13 protein-coding genes are annotated in these 16,079 nt (G+C 46.6%); 8 read left to right on the forward strand and 5 right to left on the reverse strand.

The window, feature by feature from the left end; translation table 11 throughout:
• Positions 1-28: 28 nt before the first annotated feature.
• The 4 genes from HQ29_RS00025 to HQ29_RS00040 form a co-directional block, all read right to left on the reverse strand.
• Positions 29-1,426, reverse strand: a complete 1,398-nt coding sequence (locus tag HQ29_RS00025) for an SIR2 family protein (protein WP_052089608.1) — start codon at positions 1,424-1,426, stop codon at positions 29-31.
• 161 nt (positions 1,427-1,587) lie between these two features.
• Complete coding sequence (locus HQ29_RS00030) at positions 1,588-3,471, reverse strand: peptidase U32 family protein (RefSeq protein ID WP_052089610.1); 1,884 nt, start codon at positions 3,469-3,471, stop codon at positions 1,588-1,590.
• Positions 3,419-4,087, reverse strand: a complete 669-nt coding sequence (upp, locus tag HQ29_RS00035; RefSeq protein WP_036866765.1) for a uracil phosphoribosyltransferase — start codon at positions 4,085-4,087, stop codon at positions 3,419-3,421. The genes HQ29_RS00030 and upp overlap by 53 nt, the downstream gene beginning before the upstream one ends.
• A 68-nt stretch (positions 4,088-4,155) precedes the next feature.
• Positions 4,156-5,622 (reverse strand): MltF family protein, encoded by a 1,467-nt coding sequence (locus tag HQ29_RS00040; protein WP_052089613.1) that lies wholly within the window; start codon positions 5,620-5,622, stop codon positions 4,156-4,158.
• Between the two features lie 909 nt (positions 5,623-6,531).
• On the opposite strand from HQ29_RS00040, the gene glmS reads away from it, so the two are divergent.
• The 8 genes from glmS to HQ29_RS00080 all read left to right on the forward strand — a co-directional run bounded on the left by glmS (position 6,532) and on the right by HQ29_RS00080 (position 15,314).
• Complete coding sequence (gene glmS, locus HQ29_RS00045; protein ID WP_036788752.1) at positions 6,532-6,948, forward strand: methylaspartate mutase subunit S; 417 nt, start codon at positions 6,532-6,534, stop codon at positions 6,946-6,948.
• A 4-nt stretch (positions 6,949-6,952) separates the two neighbouring features.
• Positions 6,953-8,335: a methylaspartate mutase accessory protein GlmL gene (gene glmL / locus HQ29_RS00050; protein WP_036866767.1), complete on the forward strand. Its 1,383-nt coding sequence runs from the start codon at positions 6,953-6,955 to the stop codon at positions 8,333-8,335.
• A gap of 125 nt (positions 8,336-8,460) precedes the next feature.
• On the forward strand, positions 8,461-9,915 hold the full coding sequence (locus tag HQ29_RS00055) for a methylaspartate mutase subunit E (protein WP_036848714.1): 1,455 nt from the start codon (positions 8,461-8,463) through the stop codon (positions 9,913-9,915).
• 88 nt (positions 9,916-10,003) lie between these two features.
• Positions 10,004-11,248, forward strand: coding sequence for a methylaspartate ammonia-lyase (locus HQ29_RS00060; RefSeq protein ID WP_036788755.1), 1,245 nt, complete (start codon positions 10,004-10,006; stop codon positions 11,246-11,248).
• Between the two features lie 17 nt (positions 11,249-11,265).
• Positions 11,266-12,645: an acyclic terpene utilization AtuA family protein gene (locus tag HQ29_RS00065; RefSeq protein WP_036848717.1), complete on the forward strand. Its 1,380-nt coding sequence runs from the start codon at positions 11,266-11,268 to the stop codon at positions 12,643-12,645.
• Between the two features lie 3 nt (positions 12,646-12,648).
• The gene (locus HQ29_RS00070; RefSeq protein ID WP_036788759.1) at positions 12,649-12,969 is read left to right on the forward strand and encodes a DUF4387 domain-containing protein; all 321 of its coding nucleotides are present in this window, start codon (positions 12,649-12,651) and stop codon (positions 12,967-12,969) included.
• Positions 12,970-13,505: 536 nt separating this feature from the next.
• The gene (locus HQ29_RS00075) at positions 13,506-14,456 is read left to right on the forward strand and encodes a hypothetical protein (RefSeq protein ID WP_036788761.1); all 951 of its coding nucleotides are present in this window, start codon (positions 13,506-13,508) and stop codon (positions 14,454-14,456) included.
• Positions 14,457-14,471: 15 nt separating this feature from the next.
• The gene (locus HQ29_RS00080; protein WP_036866770.1) at positions 14,472-15,314 is read left to right on the forward strand and encodes a fumarate hydratase; all 843 of its coding nucleotides are present in this window, start codon (positions 14,472-14,474) and stop codon (positions 15,312-15,314) included.
• Between the two features lie 244 nt (positions 15,315-15,558).
• Here HQ29_RS00080 and HQ29_RS00085 read toward each other — a convergent pair whose 3' ends face one another.
• A complete protein-coding gene (locus tag HQ29_RS00085; protein ID WP_036866772.1) occupies positions 15,559-16,077 on the reverse strand; it encodes a hypothetical protein in 519 nt (172 codons plus the stop codon).
• Between the last annotated feature and the right edge of the window lie 2 nt (positions 16,078-16,079).

Consider the following 16,079-nt stretch of genomic DNA (forward strand, 5'->3'; position numbering starts at 1 on the left):
GATCGCTCTGTTATAGAACTCTTCTGCCTTATCGTAATCTTCTCGGATATCTTTTAGGAAGAGAGCATAGTTTCCCAAGATGATTGCATTTTTTTGATCNGTTATAGAACTCTTCTGCCTTATCGTAATCTTCTCGGATATCTTTTAGGAAGAGAGCATAGTTTCCCAAGATGATTGCATTTTTTTGATCTGCGTCGATCGCTCTGTTATAGAACTCTTCCGCCTTATCGTACTCTTTTCGGATATTTGTTAGAAACAAAACATAATCTCCCAATATAACAGCACTATCAGGAAATTGATCAATACCTGTCTGATAGATTTTATCTGCTTTATCCGGATCTGTTTCTTCTCTTGCATTACTAATGATTTTGTAGGGTTCTGGAAGTAATTTAGTCAAAGAGTCAGATCTCTTTTCCATTGGTTTTTTCTCGTTACCTATGTATTCTTGTAGTTTTTGATCAATTTTGCGTAGCTTTCGTAGAACCGGTTCTATTATGGGGAGAGAAGAAATTCGTCGAATTTCTGATATTCGCTCAAATAAGTCTTTAAATTTTAAATCTGGCTCCAATTCAGAAGCACATTCATACATAAACTCATCAAATCCTTCTATGGTTACAATCCTATCTGAAGGACCTTGCAAGACATCTAATATTCTTGAACTAAGCTCGCCATCATCTTTTCTCTTACACCAATAGATTCCCTTTCTTTGATCGGGAGACAGCTCTTCAAAGAAGTTCATGAGACTGCCATCATTACCTCCGTATCCTAAAACAATAAGGGTTGATGTAGAGATAATATTCCGAAGAGTCTTCTGCCATGCCTCTTTGAGGCAGGCTGTTTCATCACTTGTGTTGAGGGGTTTGTATAACAGATCTCGGTGAAGTTTGATGATTATAGGACGATCTGTATGGGAGGTAATATGTTCAGCCAAATGCTCATGCCCTGCAACAAAGGGAATCTTTTCCGTATAGGAACGAACAGCGTCCTCCATAAGATTGTCGAAGTTGGTTGTTAAGACAATATTGTTTTTTGTTTTGGAGATAATTTGAGACAAAATAAAGTATCCCAAAAAAGGATCTTTGCCCTCCATGATCCGCTTTAGTTCATTGTATCCCTCATCCGGGATATGTCCAAATCTTCTCTGATATATTGGGGAGTAAAATTCAGCTCGTCTATTGGGGACTTCAATTCCCTTATTTTCATTTATCCACTCTTCCAATTCTTCCTTTTCTAGTGTCTCTTCCAGTTCTTTATACCATTTTTCAGCAAGAGTCTTACCGGTTGGGATTCCGGAAGATTTGGATGCTCCGGAACCTAACAGAAAAGTAAATTTGATACCAGATGAATTTTGGTTCCTTTGTATTGTTTTAGTGAGCTCCCTGAGAGAAAGAGTTTTGACTTCGGATGTCTTTTTGTCTGATGTCATAATCTTATATTGAAAAATTGTATTATTTGTAATGAGAAAGATATTCTACTGATAAGCTATGCAGAGGTCATGTTATCTTCAAACCTCTTTTTGAAAAATCACTTCTTAAAGTTAAGAAATATTTTGAATAGCAGATTCGACAAAGGAATCAAGAAAGGTGCCTAGCATTTGGGCTTGGCATTGTAGAGGTACATCTTGCATGCCTTGCAGTCGGTGCGGATTCGCATTCGGACGGTCCCGTCGATGCTTTCGAGGTAGAGAGGTTCGGAGAGAGTGGAGGTGGGAGATTGGCGGATAGGACATTTACCAAGACTGTACTTGATGCAGTGTCGTGTCTCCATGAGAGGAGCTTCGGGGGCTGGGGAACTCTCGAATGCTTCAGCCTCTACGGCTACGCGGTGGCCGGTGTAGAATGCTTTGGCTTGGGCATTAAAGACATTGGCACGGAAGTCCACTTTCTCTTCGGGATAAGCTAAGAGCGTCTCCCGCTTTATCGTGCGATATGGTTTCGTATAAGATCTTTTTATTTCCCGAAGAAGATGTTGGGAGAGATCATTTTTGAGATTTTGGAGTAGAGAACGAGGTACAAATATATCTTTAAGACCGTCTGTGTCAATGTCTGACGGAGTAAAGATGGTTTCGCCCCATCTTGAAAGGATATCTATCTGACCTGCAGAGTCATCACGCTTTGCCGGTTCCGGTTTGAATGGTATACTGCTCCTTACTCTCTTCTCTCCACAAGTAACCTCCATGGAAAGTTCGTCATCTGTAACGGAAGCGCAGATAGATATCGGGAGCTTTCTTTCTGCGGTCTTCTGTTGCAACTCTTTCTGATAGCGGACATCAAGGCTGCGGTAAATCTCCATTCCGAGTGTGAGTTTTTTCAGATCGGATGGTGTGGATGGAAATATCTTAAAGCCTTCCGCTTTATTTGCCCGTATTCCGGAGGTACCCCCATCGGGGAGAAAGAATGTGAGTCCGTCTCCATTGTTCAGAGCAGTAGTGCCGGTGATGGAGAACCATTGCGGTGTGATCTTCTCCACTTTGCCGATGAGCACCCCGATAGACTTAGGCGTGGCAAAAGATGATAGCTCGTCTTCTCCTCGCCCTCTTGCCATATAGGTGGTGAATCTTCTGTTGAACGACTTTGAAAGATCCGGAGTAAAGAAGTGAGTAATCTCTCCTTCCGAACTCCTGCACAGATCCTCCCGGCGAGAGATAATCCTCTCCAATTCTTGATGATAGTGTGCAGTTACACTCTTGAGATAGGTGAGATCTTTCAGTCTGCCTTCTATCTTGAACGATGAAACCCCTGCGTCTATCATCTGCTCCAGCAGAGAACTTCTGTTGAGGTCTTTGATGGAGAGAAGATGACGGTTGGATACAATCGTCCGTCCGTTGGCATCTATGAGATTGAATGCCATCCGGCACACTTGCGAACACTCCCCTCTGTTTGCGCTTCTCCCATGAAAAGCTTGAGCGGCATAGCACACTCCGCTGTAAGAGACGCACAAAGCTCCGTGGACGAATGCTTCGAGACGGACATCGGGAGCAGTTTTTGCAATTGTGGCAATATCTGCCAGATTCAGCTCACGAGGTATCACGATCTGCTCCATACCGAGATCCGCATAAAATCTCACCTTCTCAGGTGTGCGCAGATCCATCTGTGTACTTGCATGGAGCGGAATGGGCGGAAGATCCGAATCCAGCAATCCGACATCCTGAATAATGATGGCATCGACATCCGACTCGTATAACTTCCGGATGAGATCCACGGCGAGGGGCAGCTCTTTATCCGTCAGAATCGTATTGAGAGCGACATACACTTTCGCTCCATACAGGTGTGCAAAAGCTGCGAGTTCTGCAATATCCTCTATACTATTGCCTGCGGACGCTCTGGCTCCAAACGCCGGAGCCCCTATGTAAACGGCATCCGCACCATGCAGTATCGCTTCCTGTCCGTAGGTTTTATTCTTTGCAGGAGCAAGAAGTTCAATGCTTCGCACCGTGATCGAGCTTGTGTCCGTATGCAAGGTCTCCGGCATCGCCAAGTCCCGGCACGATATAAGAGTGGCTGTTGATGGTGTTATCAAGAGCGGCAACCCATATACTTACCTCTTCCGGCAGATGTTCTTCCAAGTATTTAAGTGCCGGCTTGCTCGCTATAACGGATGCAATGTGTACGCTCTTGGGCTTCCCAAAACGCTGGAGAGCTTCGTAGGCAATCTCCATAGAGCTTCCGGTGGCAAGCATCGGGTCTATAATGATGAGTGTCTTATCTGTAAGATCGGGAGTGGTAAGATAACCCATGTGGATATCGAAATGCTCTTCGTCGATGTACTTTCTGTATGCCGATACAAAAGCATTCTCGGCTCTGTCGAAATAGTTCAAGAATCCGTGGTGCATCGGAAGTCCTGCACGAAGGATGGTAGCAAGTACCACTTTATCTTCTTCCAGTTCGGTAGGAGCGATGCCCAGCGGTGTCTGTATATTTTTTACTTTGTAGTCCAATGTCTTGCTTATCTCATACGCCATGATCTCACCTATCCGCTCTATGTTGCGACGGAATCTCATCGAGTCGTTTTGTATGTTCACATTTCGGAGTTCAGCCACAAAGCGGTGTAGCAGCGAGTTCTCTTCTGCCAGATTAAAAGTTTTCATCTTATATATATGTATTCTGTTTTTATGACTTTTTAGGAAGCAATCTTTTGTCGGAAGAGTAGAGGTTGTCATTGATAATTGCGTCTGAACAGCTCGTACTTCTCTACAACGTTTGTCACATAGTTTGCTGTCTCACGTCCTCTAAGGTATCCGTTCTTGCAGACAGGGTCGTTGTAGTATTCCGGGTTCGACTTCAAAAGGATATATTTCCTCACTCCACTATCCCAAGAGTGTTTATCTTCATTGTATTTTTCTGCCAACCTTTGGGCATCGACCACGTGTCCGTGTCCTGCATTATACGCTGCCAGAACGATTTTGACACGCTCTGCCGGATCTTCTATGTCTCGGAATATCTTGTCCAAAGCCAGAAGCAGAGAGACGGCGATGCGTACCGAAACATGAGGATCCGTAAGTTCGCCAACGGATGCACCATAGGCTCTTCCTGTTCTTGGCATGATTCCCATAAGACCGGTAGCACCAGACCATGCCTTTACTTCCGGACGGAATCTGGACTCATGGAATGCAATCGCAGCAAGATACTGCCAATCCCAACCGAGTCTCTTCGCTTCCTCCTTAAATATATCATCGAAAGGGGAGAGGTTACCCGGCTTTGTGATGTATGTTGTGCCAGTTTTGCTCTCATTCTCCGCCAGCCATCTGTTTTCCTCAAAATATCTGTAAACCATTTGTCGCTCTTTGGAGACGAACTCATGCTCCGTTACAAAAAGATTGATACTGTCTTGAAGAGCTTGGTTGCCCTTGGCTGTGTACCACGATGTCGGGATCGGAAAGCTGAGACGAGTAGAGGTATTCAACCCTCGTATATAGGTTTTGTTGAGACCGGCAGTGCGTTCGTCCGTTGCCGTGAAGCGTATGGAGTCTTTGGCGACGAGCATCATCAGCTCCTCTATCTGTATGGAGTCTCCCTGTACAGGCACTATCTCTACTCCTCCACCTATCTCTCTGTTCATGTTGTGCAGACGAAGCTCTTCGGGTGTGTGCGGTAGGATGTGTATGGTTTCTCCTGCAAGCTCATACGGTTGCTTGATAAGGCTGTCTGTCTGCTTTTGTACCAGAACGATGCTATAACTCTCTTTCTCTCCGCAAAAGTCCACACGTTCTCTCGCTTTTGCCGTCATACCGTAAGGAGCAATGGACAGATCTATCTCTCCTCTCTCTATCCAAGTGAAAAGGGAGTCTGAAGAGGGAGCAAGATGCAGCTCTATGTTCAGATCGTGCTTGGTGGCAAAGGCTACGATTTTCTCATATTCCGGTCCCAGCTCTTCTCCTTTGTAGAGAAAGTAAATCAGCGGAGACGATATGGCTCCAACCCTTATGGTATCGGAACTTTTGATCTCATCCCAAGAGCGGTAGAGTGGAGTCTCTTCTTTGGAAAGGTTGCAGGAATGAATGAATGGCAATAGAGACAGAGCTGCAAAAAAAAAGAGCTTCTTCCCACAATATCCCAGACTTGTGGCAAGTGCTCTCTGCCGATCCGAAACGTCTCTATACTGGTTCTTCCGAAATATATTCATCCGATTCGTTTTTGCTCCATTAGTACAAAGGTAGTAATGTTTTTTGAGTTATGTCTTATTGTACTTCTCTTTTCTTAAAGTTTGACCCCATTTTTGGGGAGGTTGTTTTTATATATTCCATCCCCAAAAATGTTCACTTTTTTCGGTCTCTCTATTTTGATCGGAGGGGGCGTTTTCAGAGCACGACCGAACTGTTAAATTTGGGCTGTTTTATTAACACAAATTCCGATACTCGTTAAGCAAAAACGCTAAACGAGCATATTCTTTTGGCTAAACGTGTTTAATTTTTCAATGAACACGTTTAGTGATTTCATTAAACACGTTTACCGGATTCGATTAACGTGTTTAGCCGAAAGTGTCAAAACCCTAAATATCAACCGATTACCTGTTTTCGCACTAAAATGCTCCTAAAAAGGCAGATTTCTTTATTAGGAAACGTTTACAGGAATGGGTGTTAAAATTTACACCAATTAACGCGAAAACAGCCCATGAAATCGTCCAAGGAGAAAAAGATTCTCAAATTTGAGAAAATTTGTATGCTATTGTACATGAGTGTTTTAGTGGCTATTTGGAGAAAAATAGAGCTATAAGAGAGCCGGAGAATGTCGAAACAGACGAGCCGGTAGGGGCTTCCGTTTTTATATAAAACATACCGCAGAAGACCCCCTTTTATTCCCCGAAAAGGATGAGAAAAAAGAGCTTCTGAAGGGTGGCGAAAAAGCTGTCAAGGAGATGTGATAACGTTAAATTCGGGTTCGGTTGTCCAGATTATAAATCTTTGTTTAACTTTGTGTCTATAATCGCACACAGGACACGAGAAACCACTGAAAAACGTGTCTTGATGTGTGAAGGACGAAGAAGTATATAAGAAGCTAAGCTTCATTTTTAGCACATAGGTAGAAAAATATTATGAATGGAAAGACAGTGGTCACCGGTGTTATCGGTGCGGATGCCCATGCAGTAGGGAATAAGATTATTGCATTTGCTTTAGAGCAAGCGGGCTACAAGGTTGTTAACCTCGGTGTTATGGTCTCACAGGAAGAGTATATAGAAGCTGCCATAGAAACGGCAGCCGATGCTATTATCGTCTCTTCTCTTTATGGTCATGGTGAAATAGACTGTAATGGTCTTCGTGAAAAGTGTGATGAAGCCGGGTTAAAAGGTATTCCTCTCCTTGCCGGTGGCAATCTTGTGGTAGGTAAACAGGAGTTCGCAGACGTTAAAGAGCGTTTTGAGAAAATGGGCTTCAACTGTGTTTATCCTCCCGGAACTCCAATAGAAACTACAATAGCAGATCTTGATAAAATATTGGGAGTAACTCGTTAAAGTAATGAGGTACCTTACTGCGGACTTTGGAAGTACCTACACCAAACTTACCGCAATAGATGGTAATTCCCGTAAAATTGTAGGTACGGCTGCTGCATTTACAACAATTGAAACTCATATCGGAGATGGCTTTCGGGATGCGCTTCTTGCGCTTGGACAGAACATAGGAGAGCCATGGCTGTATGACGAATTGGTTTGTTGTAGTTCTGCCGCGGGCGGACTCAAGATGGTAGCTCTTGGTTTAGTGCCGGAGCTGACATCGAAAGCTGCACGCATGGCTGCTTCAAGCGCAGGAGCAAAGGTGGTTAAGACCTATGCTTATGAGATTTCAAAGGCAGAACAGCATGAGATAGCAACCATCGCTCCGGATCTGATCCTGCTCTGTGGCGGAACAGACGGAGGGAACAAGGAGGTTATACTCGCCAATGCTCGTCGTTTGATAGAGATTCCCGGAGACTTCTCTATTATAGTGGCAGGAAACAAGACAGCATCTTACGAACTGGAAGAGATTCTCTCTGCCGGAAATAAGTCTTTTGTCATCACCGAAAATGTGATGCCGGAGTTCAACAGACTCAATATAGAGCCTGCAAAGCGTTGTATAATGGAGCTTTTTATCTCTAAGATCATAGAGGCTAAGGGGCTTACATCCATACAAGAGATGTCGCGCTTTAAGATCGTACCTACGCCTTATGCCGTGTTGAATGCCTGTAATCTATTGAGTTTGGGTACGAAACAGACATCGGGAATAGGGGATCTGATGGCGATAGATCTTGGTGGAGCCACTACCGATGTTTATTCGATAGCAAAGGGAGAGCCTACAATGGAGAGCATCATGCTGAAAGGTATTCCGGAGCCTTACAGCAAACGTTCCGTTGAGGGAGATTTGGGGATGAGATATAGCTTGACTCCGCTCTTGGAGCAAGCAGACTCCTACAAACTTTCTTTGGAAGCAGAAGTGGCGGAGATAGAGCTGGTGCATTGGGTAAAAAGCTGTACGGACACACCGGATACTCTTGCCTCAAACGAGAGAGAAGTACGAATGGAAGAGGCATTAGCAAGAGCTGCCGTGAGGATTGCCATGGAGCGTCATTGCGGAACACTTGCAAAGGTTTATACGCCTATGGGTGAGCTTTTTACGCTTAATGGTAAAGACCTTACTCAAGTCCCGTTCGTGTTGGGGATCGGAGGGGCTATCCTCAATAGTCCGAACCCTAAAGAGGTACTGAAAGGGGCGTTGTACGACCCGATGAGATACGAGAGTGCCAAGCCGAAAAAGCCTGCGTTCCTTTTGGACAAGAGGTACATCATGGCTTCTATGGGGCTTTTGAGCAGTGCAGATCCCGAACTGGCTCTCGAACTGATGAAGAAAGAGGTAGTAACCTTATGATAGAACAAAAGACCTTATTCCTGTACGACTGTTTAGAGGAATGAGGTCTTTGTGCCTTGGTATGATAGGCATATTGGGAAGTAGAAAAGAAGATTAAACTAAAGAATAGAATCCATTTTTAGACTATGGAAGTAAAGAATGTAAGAATTCCCGAAGACGTGTTCATGAAAGAACGCGAAGAGGTCTTGAAACAATGGCCTACGGGAGCAGGTGTAAACTTTGATGAAGCTGTGGAGTATCAGAAGCGCATCGCGCCTGAAAAGCGTTTCGACTCAAAGCTGCAACAGGCAGAGAAAGAGGGAGTAACTCTTATTCAACCTCGTGCCGGTGTGGCTCTTTACGATGAACACATCAAGCTGCTTCAGTTTTTGGAAACAGAGGGAGAAGCGGATCTTCTGCCTTCAACGGTAGACAGCTATACCCGTCTCAACAGATACAAAGAGGCAGAGAATGGTATAGAGAAGAGTAAGGAGACCGGACGCTCTATGCTTAATGGTTTCCCTATCGTAAACTATGGTGTGGATATTTGTAGATCGGTAACTTCGGCACTTAAAAATCCGGTTCAGGTGCGTCACGGAACTCCTGATGCACGCCTCTTGACGGAGATCTCTATCGCAGGAGGATTTACATCATACGAGGGTGGTGGTATCTCTTATAATATTCCGTATTCTAAAAACTACTCTCTGGAGAAGACCATTGCCTATTGGCAGTACACGGACCGTCTTTGCGGTATGTATGCGGAAGCCGGTATCAATATCAACCGTGAACCATTCGGGCCTCTTACAGGTACGTTGATCCCTCCGTGTATCTCCAACTCTGTTGCCGTGCTTGAAAGCTTACTTGCCGCAGAGCAGGGTGTTAAGGATATTACCGTAGGCTATGGTCAGTGCGGTAACCTCATCCAGGACGTGGCAGCAGTGAGATCTTTGAAGAAGATGACGGAAGAGTATCTTGAGAGATACGGCTATAAAGGATGCACGGTTACGACCGTATTCCACCAATGGATGGGCGGATTCCCTCAAGATGAAGCCAAAGCATTCGGTGTAATATCCTGGGGAGCAGCTGCGGCTGCATTGGCAAAAGCGACAAAGGTTATTGTGAAGACTCCGCACGAAGCTATGGGGGTACCTACCAAGGAGGCTAACGCAGCAGGTCTTAGAGCCACAAAACAGGTGATCTCCATGCTGAGAGACCAAGACTTCCGTGAAATCCCGGCAGTTTTGGCAGAGAGCGAAATCATAGAAGCAGAGATGAGATGTATCTTGGATAAGGTAGAGGAGCTTGGCAAGGGCGACTATGCCAAGGGTACCATTGCGGCATTTGAAGCAGGTGTACTGGATATTCCTTTTGCTCCATCGAAGTACAATGCCGGAAAGGTAATGCCTGCTCGCGACAACTTCGGTGCTGTGAGAATTTTGGAGTTGGGCAACATCCCATTTAGCGAAGAGCTTAAAGCGTTCCACAGAGCGAAACTCGAAGAGCGAGGAAGAGCAGAAGGCAGAACCGTGAGCTTTCAAATGGTGATAGATGATGTCTATGCCATCGGTAAAGGATTTCTTGTAGGTAGAAATACAAACTGAAAATAGAAAGAGTATGCAGGCTAAAGGTCTGCATACTTTCTATTACAACCTAATACTAAACATAAACTCGTTAAAAACTACATACGCGATGAAGATTAAGAAAGTAGTATGTGCAGCCGGAAAGACCGGTTTCTACTTTGATGACCAAAGAGCCATCAAAAAAGGTGCGGAAAGCGATGGTGCTTTCTATAAAGGTGAGACAGTTACGGAGGGTTTCTCTTCTGTTCGTCAGGCAGGCGAGGCTATTTCTGTACTGTTTATATTGGAAAACGGAGCCATTGCTCATGGAGACTGTGCGGCTGTGCAGTATTCGGGAGCAGGGGGTAGAGATCCTCTGTTTTTGGCAGAGAACTTCATTCCTGTTATCGAAAAGGAGATAGCTCCGATGTATGAAGGAAAAGAGATCACCACATTCCGTGAGATGGCAGACTTGGTAGATAAATTTGTCTGCCCGAAAACGGGAAAACAATACCACACGGCTATTCGCTACGGCGTTACTCAAGCTTGCTTGGATGCCGTTGCCAAGAGCAAAGGAAAGCTCATGGCTCAAGTCATAGCGGAAGAGTACGGCACAAAGGTTTCGGATAAGATGATCCCGATCTTCACTCAGAGTGGAGACAACCGTTATGAAAACGCAGATAAGATGATCATGAAAGGTGCAGAGGTGCTTCCTCATGCTCTGTTCAACCACGTTGAACAAAAGGTCGGTCTCAAGGGCGAGAAGATGAAAGCGTATGTGGAATGGTTGAGAAACCGCATTCTCGAATACAGAACATCGGACTCTTACAACCCTATTCTGCACATTGACGTATATGGTACGCTCGGTATCGTATTCAATAATGACTTTGAAAAGATCGCGGACTACGTTATGGAGCTGGAAGAGATAGCCAAGCCGTTCAAGCTGCGTGTAGAAGGTCCGGTGGATGTCGAGGAGAAGTGGGCACAGATAGATGCTTTGGCAGCTATTCGCAAGCACATGGATGCCAAAGGCTCTACTGCCGAAATCGTGGCAGACGAATGGTGCAATACTTTTGAAGATATTGTAGACTTCTCCAAAGCCAAAGCCGGACACATGGCGCAGATTAAGACTCCTGACCTCGGCGGTATCAACAACTCGATAGAAGCCGTTCTCTACTGTAAAGAGCATGGAATGGGGGCTTACTTGGGAGGAACATGCAACGAGACAAGCCGTTCTGCCGAGATCTGCGCCAACATTGCCATGGCTACCCGGCCGGCTCAAACTCTTGCCAAGCCCGGTATGGGTGTGGACGAGGGCTACATGATAGTCTTCAACGAGATGAGCAGAATACTTTCACTAAAGGATAAACTCTAATTACAACACATTATATTATGGAAGAGATAAGAGTACTCTCTCCTACGGCTATTTTGGGATACGGCTTTCCGGAAGAGTCTTTCTTGGAGGGCATGAAGCGTAATCCAGATGTCATAGCCGTGGATGCCGGAAGTACGGATCCGGGTCCGTACTACTTGGGAGCCGGCAAGTCTTTTACGGACAGAAACTCCGTCAAGCGAGATCTTGAATACATGATCCCTGCGGGGGTGGAAAGAAATATCCCTGTGATCATCGGTTCTGCCGGTGGTGCGGGTGGTCATCCTCATGTGGAGTTTGTGCTTGATATTGTCAGAGAGATTGCGAAGGAGAAGCAGCTCTCTTTCAAGATGGCGGTCATCGAGTCCGAGTTTAAGAAGGATTTTATTCTTTCGGAGCTTCGCAAGGGCAACATCACGCCCCTGAAGCCGGCGAAGGAGCTTACCGAGAAGGATGTCGAGGAGAGCGTTCGCATAGTGGCACAGATGGGAGAAGAGCCTATCATCGAGGCATTGAAGAACGGAGCGAATGTGATAGTGGCGGGGCGTGCGTACGATCCGAGTGTTTTTTCTGCGCTGGCCATCAGCCGGGGTTATGAGAAAGGCTTGGCGATCCACATGGGAAAGATTTTGGAGTGCGCAGCCATCGCGGCACTTCCGGGCAGCGGTTCGGACTGTATGTTCGGCTATCTCCGCAGGGATCACTTCGAGCTGGAGACGCTCTCTCCGCTTCGCAAGTGTACCACTCTTTCGGTGGCGGCTCATACGCTGTACGAGAAGAGCAACCCTTACATCCTGCCGGGTCCGGGCGGAGCCATCAATCTGCACGAGACCAAGTTCGAGCAGGTGGAAGAGAACCGCGTCCGGGTATCGGGCAGCAGGTTCGAGCCTACGGAGGAGTATTTCGTCAAGCTCGAAGGCGTGCGCAAGGTCGGATACCGGACCATCTCCTGCGCGGCGGTGAAGGATCCCATCCTCATCTCGAAGATAGACGAGGTGAAAGAGAAGGTCAAGGAGCGTGTGGTGAACAACTTCGATGCTTACGGCATTCGCGATTTCTTCCTGGATTTCAAGGTCTACGGCAAGAACGGTACGATGGCTATCTTCGAGGATAGGGCGGACGAGTATCAGCCTCGCGAGCTTCTCATCATCATCGAAGCCGTGGCGGCGACTCAGGAGCAGGCGGATACGATCTGCGGTTTTGCGAGAAGCACGATGCTGCACTACGGTTACGAGGGACGCATCTCCACGGCGGGGAATCTTGCTTTCCCGTTCTCGCCTTCGGACTGTCATGTGGGCGAGGTGTTCGAGTTCAATGTGTATCACCTGCTGAAAGTGGCGGATGCAACGTCTCTTTTCCCTGCGAGGTACGAAGTGTTTAACCAAGGAATAAGCAAATAAATCATGGCAAGATATACTTTGAGAGAGCTTGCTTCCGTTATCAGGAGCAAGAACTCCGGACCTTACGAGCTGACATTCGACGTGATTTTCAAGGACTTCGACGGCTATCACATGGTGAGAGATGCCGGTATTTTCACCAAAGAGATGTTTGCGCGGCTGTACAACATTTCGGAGGACGACATCATGAATATCGTTCATTTCGATCCTGCCAAGGCGATCAAGGTAACCATCGTTCGTCCCATTCCGTCCGGAGCATTGGGCGAGACCGATGTGTACGGCGCACAACAGCATGCCCCTCTCGTAACTTTCGGGTTCGAGATCTGAGGAAACGGTGCCGCATTTGTCGGATAAAAAGACAGAGACAGACGGCAGACGGATTAGTGGCGGAATCGGTTCCGGTCATTTACGGAGCCGGTTCCGCTCATTGATGGAAAATTGCCTCTTTTCGGAAGGAGCAAAATTTCTGCACGCACGCAAATTTATTTCTTCATGCACGTAAATTTACTTCTGCACGTACGGAAAATTTTCTCCGCACGCACGCAAATTTATTTCTGCACGCACGGAAAATTTTTTCTGCACGCACGGAAAATTTTCTCTGCACGCACGGAAAATTTTCTCTGCACGTACGGAAAATTTTTTTTGCACGTACGAAAAATTTTTTTTGTACGTACGAAAATTTTTTTTTGTACGTACGAAAATTTTTTTTTGTACGTACGAAATTTTCACCCCTTCCGAAGGAAATTTATTTTTCGCTATAAACAGCTGATTATCATGCTTCTAAAAAGACTTTTGGAAATGCCGTCGGAAGACGCTCCGAAAGCAACAAAAAGATCACTCTACACATACCCCCGATAACGCCAATGAACCCCCTGAATCTGTACAGAGAATACTCGGTTTCGTCCCAGTATTTTGCCCCGCGAGGGAGAGAGCGACTGATGTTCCTCGGAGAGCAGATCGCACAAAAACATTTGAGTTATAGAGATCGGCTCGTGGGCATTGTCGGAGATGCCGGTTCGGGAAAATCGTCCCTGATCAAAGGGATGTTTCCGGGCTTGGAGCTCTCCAACGATGACGATGTCATCAATCCGAGAAAGATCCTCCAGGTGAGGGACACATTCGACATGGCGGAGCGAGAAAGCTCCACCTACCATCTGGATATGCGGTTTCAGCTCGGATTCACACAGATGTACGAGATCGTGGACTTTGTCAAGAACATGCTCGAAAAAGGGCGCAGGCTGGTCATAGAACACTTCAACCTGCTCCAACCCGCCCTCGGACGCAACGCCGACATCATCGTGGGGATCGGGGAGGAGATTATCGTTACTCATCCCACCATCTTCGGACCGCAGGCAGACCGCATCTACGACATGGTGCACAGCTCGCTGAGGTATCGCAAGATGGCACACTCGGCAGAGGAGCTGACGTTGCTTTCCCTCATGGACGAGTGGGGGATAGGGATGGAAAGCCTCACCGTGAGCGATATACGGAACGGTTTTGTGCTCTGCTCCGAGTCGCCGCTGCCAATCAACTTCGACCGCCTGGCAGAGCTGATCCGGGAGAAGATAGACCAAAATCTCACCATCTCCTACAAGGACGAAAACCATATCATGGTCGCAGACAGAGAAGTGCCCTGCACCGGTCCGCGACTGCACGTACCGAGAACATCCGAAATCAAGAACTTTTATCTGGTCCGCCACTGGGTACACGACCCCAAGCAGAAGGTCTACTGTATGGTCGGGCTGCTCGACGTCCAAACCGATAAGGATCTCGAAAACCAGAATACCAACTACTTTCTAACCCGAAAAGAATAACACTCTACCCCTCTCATGAAAACAATTCATACCTCTCAGGTAACAGACCTCGTCGAACGCCTCTGCATGGATGCCAACTATAAGCTCGCCCCCGACATCGAGAACGCAATGAAGAGATACAAAACACAGGAAAAATCTCCTCTCGGACGAGAGATACTGGGTACGATCCTCGAAAATGCCCGCATCGCTCGTACCGAAGAAGTGCCGATGTGTCAGGACACCGGCATGACCGTCGTCTATCTTACCATCGGACAGGAGGTGCACATAGAAGGAGGCAGCCTCAAAGATGCCGTGAACGAGGGCGTCAGAAGAGGATACCGGAACGGATACCTGAGAAAATCCGTGGTGAAAGATCCGTTCGACAGAACCAACACCGGAGACAATACCCCCGCAGTCATACATTATAATATAGTGGAAGGAGAAGAGCTGCACATCCTCGTGGCACCAAAAGGCTTCGGCAGCGAAAACAAAAGCCGGCTCATAATGCTTACCCCTTCGCAGGGCGTGCAAGGCGTAAAAGACTTTGTGATCAAAGTGGTCAGGGACGCAGGCCCCAACCCCTGCCCTCCGATAGTGGTGGGAGTAGGTGTCGGCGGAACGATGGAGCGTTGCGCCTGTCTCTCCAAGCTCGCGCTGATGAGACCCGTAGGCTCTCACAGCGACAACGAGTTTGTGGCAAGCCTGGAAAAAGAGCTGCTGGATGAAATAAACCGACTGGGCATAGGCCCCGCCGGATTCGGAGGCTCCACAACGGCTCTGGCTGTGAACATCCTGACCGAAGCCACCCACATAGCCGGGCTTCCCGTCGCAGTCAATATCGGCTGCCACGCCACAAGACATGCAGAGGGATCCTTATAGATAAACACTTACACTTATCGTTTATCTTTTGAAAGAGCAGCCGTCTTTGCAATGTGCTGCTCTTTCTTTTTCTTCCGGAAGGCAAGCCTCCCGCTTCCCGATCTCATGATTTTCCGAATCTTTAAGCATCGCGCAGACTCTCCAACGCAAACGTCAAAATCTACGACCGGGCACAAAAAAAGTGATGGGAGACTCTCGTCTGCCATCACCCACACTAATCTAATCTTTAAAGTTCTTACCCAAATTATTTCTTTGTCATTTCCTTCGGGTGTTGTTCGCCTTTAGATTTCCTTGCAAAGTAACGCTTCGTGTAGACGTTCTCCGCATGTATGATCTGAAATGCCTTTGTATTTGATAGCTTGGAACGAAGAGACGTAATCAACTCTTGAGTAATCTCTGCTTGAATCTTCATATTCTCTACGGTTTTGTCTAAGGCTTCTCCATATTCGACTTCGGATATGACGACATCTTCCCTCGCTGTGTGTTTGATGAGTCTGTTCATCTCCATCCATAGCTTTTGCTTCTTTACGTCATATTTCTGAAGCTCCTGTTCTACGAAAGTCCGCTCTGCAACGGTCAGCTTTGCCTTTTCCGCAATATACGCGTTCCGCCCTTCCGTAAACTCTCGCATTCTTTGAGATCGCTTTTCGACTTTATCATGGTTTTGGCCGCTTATCGTACCAACGCACGCTACTGCGACAAAGATAAATAATAAAATCTTTTGAATAGCAATGTTTACGCTATTTTTTGTATGTAAATACATGG

Source organism: Porphyromonas canoris (genome assembly GCF_000765975.1).
GTDB classification, from domain to species: Bacteria; Bacteroidota; Bacteroidia; order Bacteroidales; family Porphyromonadaceae; genus Porphyromonas_A; species Porphyromonas_A canoris.

Bases quoted from the DNA above. Each gene is read 5' to 3' on its own strand.
- HQ29_RS00075 (WP_036788761.1), top strand. From the start codon at position 13,506: ATGAACCCCCTGAATCTGTACAGAGAATACTCGGTTTCGTCCCAGTAT.
- glmS (WP_036788752.1), top strand. From the start codon at position 6,532: ATGAATGGAAAGACAGTGGTCACCGGTGTTATCGGTGCGGATGCCCAT.
- HQ29_RS00060 (WP_036788755.1), top strand. From the start codon at position 10,004: ATGAAGATTAAGAAAGTAGTATGTGCAGCCGGAAAGACCGGTTTCTAC.
- HQ29_RS00085 (WP_036866772.1), bottom strand. From the start codon at position 16,077: ATGTATTTACATACAAAAAATAGCGTAAACATTGCTATTCAAAAGATT.
- HQ29_RS00070 (WP_036788759.1), top strand. From the start codon at position 12,649: ATGGCAAGATATACTTTGAGAGAGCTTGCTTCCGTTATCAGGAGCAAG.
- HQ29_RS00055 (WP_036848714.1), top strand. From the start codon at position 8,461: ATGGAAGTAAAGAATGTAAGAATTCCCGAAGACGTGTTCATGAAAGAA.
- upp (WP_036866765.1), bottom strand. From the start codon at position 4,087: ATGAAAACTTTTAATCTGGCAGAAGAGAACTCGCTGCTACACCGCTTT.
- HQ29_RS00040 (WP_052089613.1), bottom strand. From the start codon at position 5,622: ATGAATATATTTCGGAAGAACCAGTATAGAGACGTTTCGGATCGGCAG.
- HQ29_RS00065 (WP_036848717.1), top strand. From the start codon at position 11,266: ATGGAAGAGATAAGAGTACTCTCTCCTACGGCTATTTTGGGATACGGC.
- HQ29_RS00030 (WP_052089610.1), bottom strand. From the start codon at position 3,471: ATGCCGGAGACCTTGCATACGGACACAAGCTCGATCACGGTGCGAAGC.
- glmL (WP_036866767.1), top strand. From the start codon at position 6,953: ATGAGGTACCTTACTGCGGACTTTGGAAGTACCTACACCAAACTTACC.
- HQ29_RS00080 (WP_036866770.1), top strand. From the start codon at position 14,472: ATGAAAACAATTCATACCTCTCAGGTAACAGACCTCGTCGAACGCCTC.